Below are 16,097 nucleotides of genomic sequence, written 5' to 3'. Positions count from 1 at the left end.
AACAGGATGTGGTGAATATAGTCTGTATTTTTTTAATTATTAAATAAAAATAATTGTCTTATTTTTTGAATATTCGTGTTATAATGGCATATTAAATAGGGATTTAAAACAAGAAAGGAATCTGTACATGAAACCGTTGCTTAAAGAAAACTCTCTCATCCAAGTGAAAGACATTTTAAAGGCTCATCAAAACGTGAAGGATGTTGTGATTCACACACCTTTGCAAAGGAATGACAGACTTTCTGAGAGATATCAATGCAATATCTATTTGAAACGTGAAGACTTGCAAGTTGTCAGATCTTTTAAGCTCAGAGGGGCTTATCATAAAATGAAACAGCTTTCCAGCGAGCAGACTGAGAACGGAGTTGTGTGTGCAAGTGCCGGAAACCATGCTCAAGGTGTGGCGTTCTCATGTAAACATCTTGGCATTCACGGGAAAATTTTTATGCCGTCTACAACACCGAGACAAAAAGTGTCTCAAGTTGAACTGTTCGGAAAAGGATTTATCGATATTATTTTGACAGGTGATACGTTTGACGATGCGTATAAAAGCGCTGTTGAGTGCTGCGAGGCGGAATCCCGGACGTTTATCCATCCGTTCGATGACCCGGATGTAATGGCCGGACAGGGAACGCTGGCAGTCGAGATTTTAAACGACATTGATACAGAACCGCATTTTCTGTTTGCAAGTGTCGGAGGCGGCGGCCTTCTCTCAGGGGTAGGTACATATTTGAAAAATGTGTCCCCTGATACAAAGGTAATTGCTGTTGAGCCGGCTGGTGCGGGATCCTATTTTGAATCAAACAAAGCCGGGCATGTCATCACACTTGATAAAATTGATAAATTTGTTGATGGAGCAGCTGTTAAAAAAATTGGGGAGGAAACGTTCCAGACGCTGGAAGCGGTCGTGGATGACATCCTCCTTGTGCCTGAAGGGAAAGTATGTACATCCATTCTTGAATTATATAACGAATGTGCGATTGTTGCTGAACCGGCTGGAGCTCTTTCTGTTGCCGCGCTTGATTTGTACAAGGATGAAATTAAAGGCAAAAATGTAGTGTGTGTGGTCAGCGGGGGCAATAACGATATCGGAAGAATGCAGGAAATGAAAGAGCGGTCTTTGATTTTTGAGGGACTTCAGCATTATTTTATCGTCAATTTTCCGCAAAGAGCGGGAGCGCTCCGCGAGTTTCTTGACGAAGTCCTCGGACCTAATGATGACATTACAAGGTTTGAATATACAAAGAAAAATAATAAAAGCAACGGGCCTGCTCTTGTCGGCATCGAGCTGCAGAACAAGGCAGACTATGGACCGCTGATTGAACGGATGAATAGAAAAGCGTTTCATTATGTAGAGGTGAATAAGGATGAGGACTTGTTTCATTTGCTGATCTAATTTTTTCACACAACCGCGCAAAATGACAGACAGCCTGGCTGGCATTGTATATAATAGAAGAAAAACAAAAAAAGAGGATTGATAGCTTGTTACTCAAAAGCCTAGAGTTCAAACGCAGTGATGGGATTCAGGTGAAAGTGACAGAAATACCTGTTTTAAAGGAAGATGAGCACTATTTCTTTATGTTACATCACCATTTGCAGTTCTACTTAAAAGAAGTGTTTTCATCAAACAGCAGGGCAAAAGTGTATTCTTTCCGACATTATATGAAGCGCCGGATGAAATGGGCAGATTATCAGGCTGTTTTTCATCAAGAGGTGTTAAAGCACAACGCGTGATATGGCGTTTATACCTGTGTGTCCCCCTTTGTATTTGTACATTGGGAGGCATGCAGGATTTTTTTTGACCGGTATCGAATACAAATATGGGACGCAGCAGGTAAGGACTGTTTTGGAAAGCGTTTTTATGCTGGCTGGAAAGGGTGAAAGTCATGAAGGTTATCAAGGGTTTAACGGCAGGGCTGTTTTTTCTACTTTTGTGTGCCTGCGGAGGACAACAGATTAAAGATCCGCTCAATTACGAGGTGGAGCCTTTTACATTTCAAAACCAAGACGGCAAGAACGTTTCTTTAGAGAGTTTAAAAGGAGAAGTATGGCTGGCGGATTTTATTTTTACCAATTGTGAAACTATATGCCCGCCAATGACCGCTCATATGACTGAGCTGCAAAAAAAACTGAAAGCCGAGAATATAGATGTCCGCATCGTATCCTTTAGTGTTGACCCAGAAAACGATAAGCCAAAACAGCTGAAGAAATTTGCCGCAAATTATCCATTATCTTTTGATAACTGGGATTTCCTCACGGGATACAGCCAGAGTGACATTGAAGCGTTCGCGCTTAAGAGCTTTAAAGCAATTGTGAAGAAACCGGAGGGAGAGGACCAAGTCATTCATCAATCTTCTTTTTATTTGGTAGGCCCCAACGGTAAGGTGCTGAAAGATTACAATGGAGTGGAAAATACACCGTACGATGATATCATCGCGGATGTGAAGACAGCCAGTACACTCAAGTAAGCTAGGAGACTAGGCATTTGCAAATCTTCTAAAACATGATACACTTTCCACTAGTAGAATGGGAAGGAGCAACAAGATTGAAGCTGCGCATTTTTTCACTCATGGCCAGTTTGATTTTGCTTCTTACTGCTTGTACGAGCATACGTACAGCATCTGAGGGAAAACAAAAAGCCCATGAAACGAAAACGAAAGAGCACATTGTCATTGCGGCTGTCGGAGATTCGCTGACAGAAGGTGTCGGAGATCCTGACGGAAAGGGATACGTCGGCAAGGTGGCGGATTCTATCCGGTCAGATAAACAAGTCAAAACGGTAGACGTAAAGAATTATGCCGTGAAAGGGAACCGTTCGGATGATTTGTTAGAGAAACTAAAAGATAAAAAGGTTCAAAAAGGCATAAAGGACGCAGATTATGTCTTTTTTACCATTGGCGGTAATGATTTGATGAAAGTCCTTCGCCAAAACTTTCTGCAATTAACCGTTGAACCGTTTCAGGAAGCGGAAAAGCCGTATAAAAAGCGTTTTGAAAAAATCATTTCTGAAATCCGGGAGCTGAATGATCACGCTGAGCTGATTTATGTCAGCATGTATAATCCGTTTACGTTCACGCTATCTGAATTAAATGAAATAAACGGAGTCGTCACTGATTGGAACCATATTGCTGAAAAAGAGCTGAAAAAAGATAAACATGCAAAAATCATTCAAATTGAAGACTTGTTCAATCAAAAAAGTGACAGCAGCCGAATTTCTGAGGAAGATGATTTTCATCCTAATGGTACGGGCTATTCCCTTATCGCGAAGCGGGTCTATCAAGCCATTAAAAAAGAAGGATTACCGAAAGAGTAGGGTGACATCATGAATAAGTGGAAACGACTGTTTTTTATATTGCTTGCAATCAATATTGTTCTCGCCGCTGGGTTTTTGACACTTGTTATGCTACCGGGAGAACAAGCTCAGGTGAAGGATTCATCTCAGAGTGAGTATGGATTTCAAGTGACAAGCACAAAAGAATCATTAGCTGCGTTTGTCAACTCATATTTAAACGACAAAGCATCAAACAAGCTTGATTATAAAGTAGAGATAGATGACGATGTTCATGTCGCAGGGAAAATCAAGGCTTTTTCCACGTCCATTGATGCGTTTGTCGCTTTTGAACCGACTGTGAAAAAAAATGGCGATGTGGAGTTGAATGTCACGAAATTTTCGTTAGGGAAATTGAGTATACCGATTAGCTTTGTGTTAAATTATATGGACAGCTTTTACGAATTGCCGTCATTTGTCCACGTTCATCCCGGCGATAAAAGCATTGAAGTGCGTCTGTCAGAAATGCCTTTAACGAATGGAATGTATGTCAAAGCGGATAAAATAAATTTAGAAAAAGATGAAATTGAGTTTTCCTATTACCATCCTAAACAATAGAGGTGACTGAAAATGAAACGGATTTACCAGTATTTCAGTTTATTATCCTTTATATTTTCCCTGTATTTCGGCTGGCTTGCTTATCATCATCTGGCTACTGAAGATATGGATCAAATGTATTTAAACGTTTCCTATTGTGCCTTGTTCCTAAGTGTGATGGTGTTTACATTCGGTATGAGAGACCGGAAAAAAACCGATAAATCATGAAAAAGAGACATGAAACAACGTCTCTTTTTTCGTGCGCCTGAAGAAAATTTGAGAACACGAGGAGAAAAAATGAAAGCATACGATTTTACACAGGGGAACGTGCTGAAACAGCTTGTGCTGTTTTCAATGCCTATTATGCTCGGAAACGCATTGCAGGTTTCCTTTCAATTTATAGACAGTTTGTGGATCGGAAATTTACTGGGGGCAAAGGCCCTTGGGGCAGCCGCGGTATCAAGCACGATTGTATTAACCGTGCTGTCTTTTATTTTGGGCCTTAACAATGCGACGTTAACGATTTTGTCACAGCAAAAGGGAAAAGATGATGAAAAAGGAATGGCGTCGTATATTAACGCATTTGTTGTTTTATTAACAGGCCTAAGCATCGGATTCGGCGCGGCCGGTTTTTTTCTGTCAGAGCTTTTGCTTCGTCTTCTAAAAACGCCGGAGTCGATGATTCCGCTTGCTGAGACCTATTTACAGATTCAATTTATCGGCATTTTATTTTTGTTTGGATATAACTTTATCAGTACTGTGCTTCGGGCGCTTGGCGACAGCAAAACACCTCTCCGGTTTATTGCGTTTGCCGTTGTGCTGAATACAGTGTTAGCACCGCTCTTTATTTCTGTGTTCCGCATGGGAATAGCGGGAGCTGCTTATTCGACAATTTTGTCACAGGGCATTGCGTTTCTGTATGGGTTGTTTTATGTCATCAAACATAAGCTTGTGCCGTTCTCTATTCCGCGCATGCCCAAATGGGAAGAGTCCGCGCTGATTTTAAAACTCGGGATTCCAGCCGGTCTGCAGATGATGGTGATTACAGGCGGCATGATGGCGATTATGAGTGTTGTCAACTCATACGGAGAGCACGTTGTGTCAGGCTTCGGCGCGGTGCAGCGGCTCGACAGCATCATTACGCTTCCGGCTATGGCTGCCGGTACGGCGGTCAACAGTATGGCAGGGCAAAATATCGGAGTCGGAAACTATAAAAGAGTGGGAACCATTGCGAGGCTTGGTGTGATGGCTGTTATTTCTTGCATGCTGGTGATTGCAATTATACTTTGGGTATTTGGTAAATACCTCATGAGGTTATTTATCAGCGAGCCTGATGCGGTCGCGTTTGGTGAACAATATTTGCGCTGGATCGCGTTTTTCTATCCTTTTATCGGAATTAATTTCGTACTGAACGGAATCGTCAGGGCAGCGGGAGCGATGCTGCAGGTGCTGGTTTTAAATTTGATATCGTTTTGGGTTTTGAGATATCCTTTCACAGCCCTATTTTCAGCTTGGCTTGGACAGAAAGGAATCGGGCTCGGAATCGGAATGAGTTTTTTATTAAGCAGCTGTGCGGCTTTTTTGTATTACAGATACGGCCGCTGGAAAACAATGAAACTGTTCACTGCAAAATAAGTGAGCGTTGTGAAAAGCACATACCCATATATAGCGGTATGTGCTTTTTTTCACCGTTTTTTATCAAGTTTGCTGAAGAGCTCGATTAATGAGGCAAGTTCGGCATCACTGTAGCAGTCAAAGCGTTTAAAGAAATATTCCGTTTTTTTCTCGTTGAAATGCTGAAGGACTTTTTCACCCGCTTCAGTGATATGAATGCGGATGATGCGTCTGTCTTCCTTCGATCTGATTCTCGTAATCCATTCCTTTTCTACCAGCGCATCAGTCACAGCCGTAATGTGACTTGCCGATACCTCTAAAATAGGCGCAAATTCAGTAACTTTTTTGGGCCCTTGTTCACTGAGGATCCGCAGAATCGTAAATTCATTCCGTGACAGCTCTTTATCTAGAATTTCATTGATTTCGTTGCGTATTTGTTTAAAGACTTTACGGAGTAAAGTTTCCATATCGTACATCATCTGTGTTCTTACTTTCAAATTTGTGAACCTCCATTACATAAGCATATTGCTTAAAACCTATAGATTTTATTGAAAAGCAGAATCATTTTCATTCTATTATTACATGCTATAATATAATAATACCACGTATTAACAAAGGAGGCACCAGTATGTCTGAAAAAAAAGAAATCGCCACATTTGCAGGAGGCTGTTTTTGGTGTATGGTTAAACCTTTTGACGAACAGCCGGGAATTGAAAAAGTGGTGTCCGGGTATACAGGCGGCCATACTGAAAACCCTACGTATGAAGAGGTGTGCAGTGAAACGACAGGTCATCGTGAAGCGGTTCAAATCACGTTTCATCCTGATGTGTTCCCTTATGAAAAACTGCTTGAATTATTTTGGCAGCAAATCGACCCGACAGATGCCGGCGGCCAGTTTGCAGATCGCGGCACCTCCTACCGTGCAGCCATTTTTTATCATAATGAAAAACAAAAGGAGCTTGCGGAAGCTTCCAAGCAGCGCCTGGCAGAAAGCGGCGTCTTTAAAGACCCGATTGTAACGGACATTTTAAAAGCTGAACCTTTCTATGAAGCGGAAGACTACCATCAGCATTTTTATAAAAAGAATCCAGGACATTATCAGCGCTACCGGACAGGTTCTGGACGAGCCGGATTTATCAGCGAGCATTGGGGGGCGAAATAAATGGCGTACAATAAAGAAGAAAAAATGAAGTCACTAAATCGCATGCAATATGAGGTGACGCAAAATAACGGCACGGAGCCGCCGTTTCAAAATGAATATTGGGATCATAAAGAGGAAGGGATGTATGTAGACATTGTGTCAGGCAAGCCATTGTTTACATCCAAGGATAAATTTGATTCCCACTGCGGCTGGCCAAGCTTTACAAAGCCGATTGAAGAAGAAGAAGTGGAAGAAAAACTAGATACGAGCCACGGCATGATTCGCACAGAAGTGAGAAGCCGCACTGCTGATTCTCATCTTGGCCATGTATTTAATGACGGACCGGGGCCAAGCGGGCTGCGTTACTGCATAAATTCAGCGGCGCTGCGTTTTGTGCCGAAGGATAAACTGAAAGAAGAAGGGTACGAAAGCTATCTGTATCTCTTTGATAAATAAATCAAAAAAACAGGCCTGCCTAATGGATAGACAGGCTTGTTTTTATGCCTTTTTTTCTTGATGCAAATCTTCAATATCTGGGCAATTCTGTCTTTTGTAATAAGTGGGGCTTGATCTGATTGATACCCAGGCAGATTGACTTTGCGAACTGGAAGGGTCACATAGGATTGGCAGTGATTCAATTTCATGAGGGGATGTTAATTGTTTACGGTTCTGTTGTATAAACAATGATTTCGCGTTTTTTAATTTGACCTTGTAAGTTTTCCTTTTCTGGCTTTCCACCAGCATCCAACTCCCTGTCTAGTCCAATTGTCGGGCAAGTTGGATGACAATGGAGAGATTTAGAAATTTGTCGAAGATTTCTATACATCAGAAAAATCCCTCAGATGAGGAACCTTGATTTTGCATAAAAGAAGATTTTAAGATGAACAACCTCGTGTTTGTATAAAAATAAGTGAACATCTACACGTACAATACTGGAGTTGATACCTTAAAAATCTCGCGATCTCTTATATAAAAACGAGGGACGCGGCGGCTTAATGTAGACACCACTTCATAGTTAATCGTGTTGAGCATTTCAGCAACTTCATCTACGGGAATCTCAGCTCCCCTTTGCTGACCATAAATCACGACTTCCTCTCCTTGTTTACCTTCACCGCTCTCTCCTAAACTAACCATTATCATATCCATTGTCACTCTTCCCACTACCGGCACTCGTCTTCCGCGATGAAGAACAAATCCGCGATTGGAAAGTGCACGGGAATAACCGTCAGCATAGCCGACCGGGAGTGTAGCGATTACTTCCTCAGGCTCCGCGATGTATGTAGCACCATAACTAATGGTCCGCGGTTCTGTTCGCATCGTTTTCACATAAGCGATACGCGCCTTTAAACTTAATGCAGGTGTAAGCCTAACGAGGTTAAGTTCTTTTATATATGCTGAAGGATATAAACCATATAAGCCTATACCTAAACGAATCATATCAGCACTAAATTCAGGGAAAGCGATAGCGGCAGCCGTATTGCTCATATGCACGGTGGGCAGCTCAATGCCTTGCTTCTTTAAAAAGCTGAGAAAACTGACAAATTTATCGTGCTGCAGCTTGGTTAGTGTGGTGTCTGGTTCATCAGCTGTTGAGAAATGTGTAAAAATACCTGCCCATCTTAGGGATTTACTTGCTGTTAGTGCTTTCACTACTGCTAAAAGTTCTTCTTTTGTACGTACACCTAATCGGCCCATACCAGTATCCACATTAATATGTATACCCAATCGGTTAGTACTTGCTTCATTTTCCAATATTTCGTTAGCTTTTTTAATCCAATCAACCTGAAATGCGGATAACTCTATATTCCAAGCTGCTGACTTTTTCACACAACTAAGGGATGTAAAACCAAGCACAAGAATAGGTGCTGTAATCCCTGCTTTTCGTAAAACGATTCCTTCCTCCACGCTGGCAACAGCGAGCTCACTCGCCCCGTGTTCCAGTGCATGGCGCGCTACTTCTACAGACCCATGACCATAACCGTTCGCTTTTACGACAGCCATAATTTTGCTCTTTTTTGGTATATGATGGCGTATGGCTCGCAAATTTTTTTTTATGGCGTCAAGATTGACTTCGATCCAAACTTCTCGGCAAAGCTTTGTCATCAACGATTCCTTCCTTCTTATGGAATAGTACAAACCGCATTTAGCCGCAATAATCTTAATGTTAATTGTTGGATGATTCCAATTTTATTTTTATTCAACTTTAACTGAAATCATTCAACAGCAAATCCAGGATTTACGAGAAGGTGCTCATAGATGCTCGAGTTAATGAAAGCAACCAATAAAAAAATTTAGGGGAATGATCATGTCGCAAAGTACTTTTTTAAATAGAAAATGAAAATAGACGTAACAGAGAATATTCTAACTAAATAAACAATGTACTAAATATTCAATTTGGTTTATTTCGCGCCGCAAAAGCAAATCTGACGAGAGATTTTCACGTACATCGTAAGGAAAAGCGATTTATGAGTCAGAAACACTATAAAAAAAGGGTTCATTTTCCTCACAGTTAAAGACCTGTATATATTTTACAATAGAGAGTGATAGTGATAAAAAGGAGGGTATTCAAATGAAGGTTTCAAAAACAATGCTGCTAAGCACTGCCGCGGGTTTATTTCTTAGCCTGACAGCAAACTCGGTGTCGGCACATCATGTGAATGAGGAACAGCATTTTAAAGTGACGGCGGAAACGGAGACAGATCCAGTCGCTTCTGGTGATGACGCAGCGGATGACCCGGCCATTTGGGTCAATGAAAAGCATCCGGAAAAAAGCAAGTTGATCACGACAAATAAGAAATCAGGTCTAGTCGTGTATGATTTGGACGGCAAACAGATTCATTCTTTCGAGTTTGGCAAACTCAATAATGTCGATCTGCGCTATGATTTTCCATTTAGAGGCGAAAAAATTGATATAGCTGCCGCCTCCAACCGGTCTGAAGGAAAGAATACAATTGAAGTATATGCAATTGACGGGGATAAAGGAATATTGAAAAGCATTACAGACCCGAACCATCCTATAGCCACTAATATTTCTGAGGTATACGGATTCAGCCTGTATCATAGTCAGAAAACAGGAGCATTTTACGCATTAGCGACAGGCAAACAAGGAGAATTTGAGCAGTATGAAATTGTTGATAATGGAAAGGGTTATGTGACAGGGAAAAAAGTGCGTGAATTTAAATTGAATTCTCAGACCGAAGGCCTTGTTGCGGATGATGAGTACGGGAACCTGTACATAGCAGAGGAAGATGAAGCCATCTGGAAATTTAATGCTGAGCCTGGCGGAGGATCAAAGGGGCAGGTTGTCGACGTTGCGACAGGAGAACATTTGACAGCTGATATTGAGGGACTGACGATCTATTATGCGCCAGACGGCAAAGGATATCTCATGGCTTCAAGTCAAGGAAGTAACAGCTATGCAATGTATGAACGGCAGGGAAGCAATCGCTATGTAGCCAACTTTGACATTACAGATGGCGAGAAGATAGACAGTACTAGTGATACAGATGGTATTGATGTTCTCGGCTTCGGGCTTGGCCCAAAATATCCGTACGGGATTTTTGTGGCGCAGGACGGCGAAAATATTGAAAATGGACAAGCCGTCAATCAAAACTTCAAAATTGTGTCGTGGGAACAGATTGCAAAGCATCTCGGCGGAAAGCCTGATCCTCATAAACAGGTGAATCCGAGGAAGCTGAAGGACCGTTCTGACGGCTAAAAAAGAAAGCAGCTGAGTAAGCTGCTTTTTTCTGTAGATCAAAAAATCGTTCATATCAATGAACGATTTTTCAAGAAAGCGACAGATGAATCGCCTTTAGTTTTGCAGGAAGCTCATCATACGTATTTGCGGGTACGGTCTCTTTGTAATTGGCTGCTGCTGCTTTATGCCGTTCCTCAGGATGGTTGATATAGAAAGCGGCTTTTTCCTTAAAATCGTTGATGTTGTGATAAGAAATAAAGGATGAAAAAGGATGTGCCGCGGGTAAATCTGTTAATTGAAATGCTTCACATGCAGCGATATCAAACGTTCTGTTATTAAAACTGGCATTTTTGATGCGGATATGATTTTTGTTGAAAGCAAAATGATAGGGCCGATGCGCATTGATCACGATATCTGCCCCATTGTAATAATGAACGGCCTGTTCGGGCGGAACCCACGTGCTGACGACATCGATATGCGGCTGTTTGAGCACTTTTTTAGGCAGATATTTTCTCCATTCCTTTCCGATTACTCGAACCGTGAAAGGCAGATGTACCGCTTCTTTCATAAGCTGAACCCGATTAGGGTAAGGATAGCCGATGATAAGCAGATTTGAATGAAAGGAATGTTCTGTGTCCATTTTTTTAAACAGCCGATGATTAACTGGAATCGGAACATAATAGACGTGCTGGCAGCCAAGCTCCCGGTAATAGAGAGCGGCATTTTGTTCAATTGTTAATATGGCGTCAGCGTGCTTAATCACCTGAAGACTGATATCAATATAAAATGGGTCTTCGGTCAGCCAAACATACACGGGGATACCCTTACCCTTTAACCAGGTCAGCCAGTCGTGAGGAACGCGGTCTCCTACCATCATAAGTGCGAAGTCCGGCTGAAACGTTTCGATCTTCACCAGAGATTCTGCCTCCGGTGTATCTGCAGACATATACTCTGTAAGAGTGTTTCGAAAACATTCTTCAGCCCAGCGGTCAAAATAACTGTATATTCCTCCGTATCCCGACTGGATATACAAGACTTTCATCAGATGTTATGAAAAGAACGTAACGCTTTCTACTTTGTCTACATCAATTAATGTTGTAGCTTGACCTGCCGGAGTGACGGAGCTTTCCTGTGTTACAAATACGATACCGTGAACTTGATCGAAAGCAACGAAGACAACCGGGCCGATCATGTCACCGGAATCAGTCACAATACTGATTGTAGTGCCTGGCGTAACTCTGGCAAAAATCCATCTTGCCGGAAGGGAAGGATCTAAAAGAGATTCAGCCGTAACGGTTTCGCTTTCATCTACTTTTTGATCGATGGCAGCTTCAAGCAAGTCTTTAAGATTATTATCCACGTTTTCTCCTCCTTCTGTTGCAGTTGAGAATAAAGGGCTTAAAAGGGTTTTAATCAAATCCTTTTTTAACTGCGCGTTTTCAGAGCTCATTACACACACCTCCTATTCAATAGTGAACTCACGTTAATCATATTCCTCGGGCTGCCATTTGGTATGAGTCGAACGCCGTACCTGATCTATTTTTCATATATTTTAAGGAAAAAGCTGATTTTTTAAATGAGCGTATATCGCCTATACCATAAATCGAAGTCAGTTCATATTGTGAAATAGAGTATAAGGATAAAGGAGAGGGATTGTTTGGATTTAGAGAAACACGTGAATCATGAAGAAAACCAAGATGAACTGCATTTTATTCTGCTTTTGCTGATTTTGCTCATACGTCAATCATCTTCTGAAGGAAATCCATCTGATCTCAGACGTCAGCTCGTATTTGCAAAAGAGCTTGGCGTACCGGTTTCAACAGTTCATCTGTTGAATGGAAATACGCTTCAAAACGTCATCGTAAAAGAAGTTCTGACTGATTTGGTTATTTTTCAAAACCCGTTAAATAATACGAGATCTCATGTCGCACTCTCAAGTATTGTAAGCTGGGGTGCTTTTTAAATGATGACAGAGGCTCTGCTTGCTGCGGAGCCGTTTTTATGTTTGACGATAGGAGGGTGTATAGATGGGAGAGAAAGTGTCCATTATTTTAACGAGTTACAACAAACCTAATTATCTGCAAAAAGCGATCGAAAGCGTCATGAAGCAAACATATGATCACTGGGAGCTATTTATCATGGATGATCATTCTAATGAAGAAACAACTGCGGTGATTCACAAGTACCTTCATGACCAGCGCATTCGTTATCAAAACAGTTTCGTACATCCCGCAGAACGACTAAAAACAACCCGTTATGCCACATTAATTAACAGCGCGCTCCCATATGCCGACGGCGATTACATTTCCTATCTCACCGATGACACTGTTTATCACCCTGAGCGGCTGAGCCGTATGGTGCAGACGTTTTCACATAAGCCTGAGGCACAAGCTGTCTATTCAAAACAAAAAGTTGTACATGTAAACGAAAGGGGAGAGGAAATTTCCCATTTCTATAGAAATGCCAATGCAGTGCTTGATCAGGCCGCTTTTCAAGTTGATCATTGTTCAGTTATGCATCGCCGTTCGCTACTTGATCGTATTCAACATAAATATGGAAGCTATTGGGATGATGATATGAAGCATTGGAATCATGGCGACTCAATTTTTTGGGCCAGGATCAACAACTTTGCCCCATTTTTGCCGATAAATGAAGTATTAGATACAACCTATAAAACCCCCGATTCATTTCAAAATGCATATCGGTTTCTGCCCGCTGATTTGATTGACGGTTCTTTTGTAAAAGGTTCAGATCAAAACGTGTATTTTCTTGATCAGGGTGTAAGGCATCCTGTCGGGGAAAGGTGGGGTTCTTTGTATCTAAATCGGACTGTGGCTGTTCCGGACCCGTATTTATTCCAATATAGCATTGGAAAGATTTTAAACATTCCGAACTATATATTAGTAAAGGAAGCTGACCATCCAGCAATATTTTATATCGAAGCCGGAAAAAAAAGACGGATTGAGGGCCAGTATGCTTTTCAGTTTTATCAATTTAAAAGAAAAGACATATTGACAATTGAAAAAGAAGAACTGGAGGCGCTGCCGGAAGGGCTGCCAATTACGCGGGAACGATCTGGATGGATCGAAAATCCGCCTGGGCGAAGGCTGTTTTTTATAGAACGCGAGCCGTTTTTGTTTCTAAACGGCGTCTTTCACCCGATTAGTGAGCAAGTAGCAAGGAAATTCTTTTTACATCAGAAGCCAATATCCGCTTCTTTCCGAAATATTCAGCAATTTCCAATTGGAAAGCCGTTTTATCCGGTGTACGATGAGATTATAAAGAAATTGAATATTGCAACTGAGTAAAGGTATAGGTCATAAAAAGGAGACGTTCATGACAGGACATTATTCAAAAACGGAACATCAATATATATTGTTAACGTCTGAATCAGCATCGTTTGATCATTACAGCGTATATAGAGATCCGGAACTTCCGCAAATTTTTTCTCATAACTTTGTTCAGCTCCATGATACGTTTCCATTGGAGCGGTTACTGGATTTTTTGCCATCCGTACCAAAGCTTCTTGATGCGAATTATCTTCATTTAAAAGCGTCCCCGCAGCATGTTTTTCCGCTCGGTTTGAAGCAATCGCTTGTAAAAAGCGGATTTGTTGTCGAGGATGAGCTGTTTTATGACATGAAGCTTGATGACTGGAAGGGGCAGACGGGACATCCGTTAACGGCATGGGGGACGGCAAAAAGCCTTAGCGACGGATCTTCTATCATGAAAATTTACGATTCCATTTATATTGGAGAAGCGATCGCTGAACAAAAACTAAAAAGAAAATATCCCTTTTACAAAGCGGGTACGATTATCCTGGTTGTTTGTTACAGCGACCAGGAACAGAAGATTCCCATTGGATGCGGGGAGCTGTTCATTCATCCGCAAGAGAAAACGGCCAAAATCGAAGAAGTGGCAATTTTGGATCAGTTTCAAAGGAAGGGCTATGGCAGTATCTTAGTGAAAGAAATGCTGTCCATCGCCAAATCACTAGGAATGGAAGCGGCCTATTTAGTGGCTACAAGCATTGACGGAGCAACCCATTTTTACGAAAAGCTGACGTTTAAAAAATATGAGCGGGTGCATACTGTTTTTCATTATTTCCTTACATGAAATAGGCGTTCGCACAAACCATTTGGGACTTGGCCCGCATAAAATGCCGTATATCGTGATAAGAAAGGATGAAAACAGCATGCATAGATACCCTGGATACGGTTACGGATTTGGCTGCGAGAAAAATACGTTTGTATTGATTGTTGTCTTGTTCATTTTATTAATTATTGTCGGAGCCGCTTTTATTTGCTAGAAGGTGAAATTCAAAAAGAGCCTTTCCGTTCAGGAAGGCTCTTTTTTGTGTGAAAAAGTTTTTGCGGGGAACGTCATGACGCAATTTGGACACTCATACAATATAGCAAATGGGTTTTTGAGGTGGGAGCATGAGCAGTTATTTGATTAAGCCGGAGCTTAGTTCGGCCTATCCGGTTGTCAGCTATGCGAAGGGTTCATATGTTTATGATCAAACTGGAAAAAGATATCTTGACGGCTCATCAGGTGCGGTGACATGCAACATCGGCCACGGGGTTCGTGATGTGACTGAGAAGCTGAAAGAACAGCTTGATCAGGTGTCTTTTGCTTACCGCTCACAGTTTACGAGTGAGCCCGCCGAGCAATTAGCCGCTCTCTTGGCGCAGGAGCTTCCGGGAGATGTGAATTGGTCTTTTTTTGTCAACAGCGGTTCAGAAGCAATAGAAACCGCTATGAAAATCGCCATTCAATATTGGCAGGAAAAAAAACAAACGCAAAAATCCATCTTTTTGTCGCGATGGAGCAGTTACCACGGAATAACTTTGGGAGCGCTTTCATTATCTGGTTTTTATGAAAGGAGATACCGGTTCACCCATCTAGTTGAACGATATCCCGCTATCTCAGCTCCTCATGTTTATCGGCAGAATCATAAGACGGAAGAGGATTTTGTTCAGGCTGCCGCTGATGAACTCGATACGGCCATCAAAAGAATCGGAAGCCAATTTATCGCCGGCTTTGTGGCTGAGCCTATCATCGGAGCCGCAGGAGCAGCGATCACTCCGCCTCCGGGATATTATGAAAGATTAAGTGAGGTATGCCGCACACACGAAGTGCTCTTTATTGCAGACGAAGTGATGACAGGGCTTGGAAGAACAGGAAGGATGCTTGCGACAGAACATTGGCACACCGTTCCAGATATTGCTGTACTGGGGAAGGGCCTCGGTGCCGGGTATGCGCCAATTGCCGCTGCCGTTGTATCTGACTCTATTATTGAGACGATAAAACAAGGTTCAGGTGTGATTATGAGCGGCCACACATATAGTGCACACCCCTATTCTGCCAAAGCTGCTCTTGAAGTTTTGCGATATGTGTTAAAGCATGACTTGATCAAGCAATCAGAAAAAAAGGGGGCTGCGCTGAAAAAGCAGCTTGTTGAGACAGCATCTCAAAGCGAGATCATTGGTGATGTGCGCGGAAAAGGACTGCTATTAGGCGTTGAATTTGTATCTGACAAGAAAACGAAGAACGTTTTTCCGCCAGAGCAGGCGGTTACCCAGCGCATGATCGGCGAGGCGAAAAAACGCGGGCTGATTGTTTATCCTGCCAAAGCGGGAATAGACAGCGGGGAAGGAGATGCTGTCATTATTGCTCCTCCTTTTACCATTTCAGACGGTGAGGCTAAAGAGCTCATATCTATTTTTTTAGAAACAGTTGTAGCGGTCGAAAAAATACTGAAAAAGGATTGAAAT

At 42.0% G+C, this 16,097-nt stretch carries 19 protein-coding genes and 1 pseudogene; 16 read left to right on the top strand and 4 right to left on the bottom strand.

Features of this window, described 5'->3' with window-relative positions:
• Positions 1 to 127 precede the first annotated feature (127 nt).
• From ilvA to LWH95_RS09485, 7 genes are all read left to right on the top strand, one after another.
• On the top strand, positions 128 to 1,396 hold the full coding sequence (gene ilvA / locus LWH95_RS09515; RefSeq protein ID WP_232919411.1) for a threonine ammonia-lyase IlvA: 1,269 nt from the start codon (positions 128 to 130) through the stop codon (positions 1,394 to 1,396).
• A gap of 86 nt (positions 1,397 to 1,482) precedes the next feature.
• Positions 1,483 to 1,734, top strand: coding sequence for a YpmP family protein (locus LWH95_RS09510; RefSeq protein WP_003218212.1), 252 nt, complete (start codon positions 1,483 to 1,485; stop codon positions 1,732 to 1,734).
• A gap of 152 nt (positions 1,735 to 1,886) precedes the next feature.
• Positions 1,887 to 2,468, top strand: a complete 582-nt coding sequence (gene scuA / locus LWH95_RS09505) for a cytochrome c oxidase assembly accessory protein ScuA (RefSeq protein ID WP_088110732.1) — start codon at positions 1,887 to 1,889, stop codon at positions 2,466 to 2,468.
• Between the two features lie 77 nt (positions 2,469 to 2,545).
• The gene (locus tag LWH95_RS09500) at positions 2,546 to 3,313 is read left to right on the top strand and encodes an SGNH/GDSL hydrolase family protein (RefSeq protein WP_148983103.1); all 768 of its coding nucleotides are present in this window, start codon (positions 2,546 to 2,548) and stop codon (positions 3,311 to 3,313) included.
• A gap of 9 nt (positions 3,314 to 3,322) precedes the next feature.
• Positions 3,323 to 3,886, top strand: coding sequence for a YpmS family protein (locus LWH95_RS09495; protein ID WP_232919410.1), 564 nt, complete (start codon positions 3,323 to 3,325; stop codon positions 3,884 to 3,886).
• A gap of 12 nt (positions 3,887 to 3,898) precedes the next feature.
• Positions 3,899 to 4,093 carry a protein YpmT gene (ypmT, locus tag LWH95_RS09490; protein WP_003241529.1) on the top strand — a complete coding sequence of 65 codons (195 nt, stop codon included), beginning with the start codon at positions 3,899 to 3,901 and terminating at the stop codon, positions 4,091 to 4,093.
• Between the two features lie 69 nt (positions 4,094 to 4,162).
• The gene (locus tag LWH95_RS09485; RefSeq protein WP_148983105.1) at positions 4,163 to 5,500 is read left to right on the top strand and encodes an MATE family efflux transporter; all 1,338 of its coding nucleotides are present in this window, start codon (positions 4,163 to 4,165) and stop codon (positions 5,498 to 5,500) included.
• A 50-nt stretch (positions 5,501 to 5,550) separates the two neighbouring features.
• Here the strand turns inward: LWH95_RS09485 and LWH95_RS09480 are convergent, their stop codons facing one another.
• Positions 5,551 to 5,976, bottom strand: coding sequence for a MarR family transcriptional regulator (locus LWH95_RS09480; protein ID WP_003241533.1), 426 nt, complete (start codon positions 5,974 to 5,976; stop codon positions 5,551 to 5,553).
• 131 nt (positions 5,977 to 6,107) lie between these two features.
• Here LWH95_RS09480 and msrA point away from each other — a divergent pair, with 131 nt between their 5' ends.
• Positions 6,108 to 6,641: a peptide-methionine (S)-S-oxide reductase MsrA gene (msrA, locus tag LWH95_RS09475; RefSeq protein WP_003241535.1), complete on the top strand. Its 534-nt coding sequence runs from the start codon at positions 6,108 to 6,110 to the stop codon at positions 6,639 to 6,641.
• Positions 6,642 to 7,076 carry a peptide-methionine (R)-S-oxide reductase MsrB gene (gene msrB / locus LWH95_RS09470; protein ID WP_232919409.1) on the top strand — a complete coding sequence of 145 codons (435 nt, stop codon included), beginning with the start codon at positions 6,642 to 6,644 and terminating at the stop codon, positions 7,074 to 7,076. It begins immediately after the preceding gene.
• A gap of 462 nt (positions 7,077 to 7,538) precedes the next feature.
• On the opposite strand, the gene alr is transcribed toward msrB, so the two are convergent.
• On the bottom strand, positions 7,539 to 8,723 hold the full coding sequence (gene alr / locus LWH95_RS09465; RefSeq protein WP_232919479.1) for an alanine racemase: 1,185 nt from the start codon (positions 8,721 to 8,723) through the stop codon (positions 7,539 to 7,541).
• A gap of 466 nt (positions 8,724 to 9,189) precedes the next feature.
• On the opposite strand from alr, the gene LWH95_RS09460 reads away from it, so the two are divergent.
• The gene (locus LWH95_RS09460) at positions 9,190 to 10,338 is read left to right on the top strand and encodes a phytase (protein ID WP_232919408.1); all 1,149 of its coding nucleotides are present in this window, start codon (positions 9,190 to 9,192) and stop codon (positions 10,336 to 10,338) included.
• A 70-nt stretch (positions 10,339 to 10,408) separates the two neighbouring features.
• On the opposite strand, the gene LWH95_RS09455 is transcribed toward LWH95_RS09460, so the two are convergent.
• Both LWH95_RS09455 and cgeA read right to left on the bottom strand, forming a co-directional pair.
• Entirely contained in the window at positions 10,409 to 11,362 is a 954-nt protein-coding gene (locus LWH95_RS09455; protein ID WP_232919407.1) for a CgeB family protein, read from the bottom strand.
• A gap of 6 nt (positions 11,363 to 11,368) precedes the next feature.
• A complete protein-coding gene (gene cgeA / locus LWH95_RS09450; protein ID WP_148983109.1) occupies positions 11,369 to 11,770 on the bottom strand; it encodes a spore crust protein CgeA in 402 nt (133 codons plus the stop codon).
• A gap of 207 nt (positions 11,771 to 11,977) precedes the next feature.
• Between cgeA and cgeC the strand changes: the two genes are divergently transcribed.
• The 6 genes and pseudogenes from cgeC to LWH95_RS09420 all read left to right on the top strand — a co-directional run bounded on the left by cgeC (position 11,978) and on the right by LWH95_RS09420 (position 16,094).
• Positions 11,978 to 12,283: a spore maturation protein CgeC gene (cgeC, locus tag LWH95_RS09445; RefSeq protein ID WP_019258686.1), complete on the top strand. Its 306-nt coding sequence runs from the start codon at positions 11,978 to 11,980 to the stop codon at positions 12,281 to 12,283.
• Positions 12,284 to 12,347: 64 nt separating this feature from the next.
• Positions 12,348 to 13,628, top strand: coding sequence for a glycosyltransferase family 2 protein (locus LWH95_RS09440; RefSeq protein WP_133487202.1), 1,281 nt, complete (start codon positions 12,348 to 12,350; stop codon positions 13,626 to 13,628).
• Positions 13,629 to 13,656: 28 nt separating this feature from the next.
• Positions 13,657 to 14,436 carry a spore maturation N-acetyltransferase CgeE gene (gene cgeE / locus LWH95_RS09435; RefSeq protein ID WP_100274526.1) on the top strand — a complete coding sequence of 260 codons (780 nt, stop codon included), beginning with the start codon at positions 13,657 to 13,659 and terminating at the stop codon, positions 14,434 to 14,436.
• Positions 14,437 to 14,515: 79 nt separating this feature from the next.
• A complete protein-coding gene (locus LWH95_RS21805; protein WP_032732322.1) occupies positions 14,516 to 14,629 on the top strand; it encodes a YjcZ family sporulation protein in 114 nt (37 codons plus the stop codon).
• Positions 14,623 to 14,779, top strand: a pseudogene (locus LWH95_RS09425) (hypothetical protein). Before LWH95_RS21805 ends, LWH95_RS09425 begins: the two are co-directional and overlap by 7 nt.
• Positions 14,760 to 16,094, top strand: a complete 1,335-nt coding sequence (locus LWH95_RS09420; protein WP_232919406.1) for an aspartate aminotransferase family protein — start codon at positions 14,760 to 14,762, stop codon at positions 16,092 to 16,094. Before LWH95_RS09425 ends, LWH95_RS09420 begins: the two are co-directional and overlap by 20 nt.
• Positions 16,095 to 16,097 lie beyond the last annotated feature (3 nt).

It is taken from the genome of Bacillus sp. G16 (assembly GCF_021282335.1).
Lineage (GTDB): Bacteria > Bacillota > Bacilli > Bacillales > Bacillaceae > Bacillus > Bacillus inaquosorum.
This window is presented reverse-complemented; position numbering and strand designations above follow the sequence as displayed.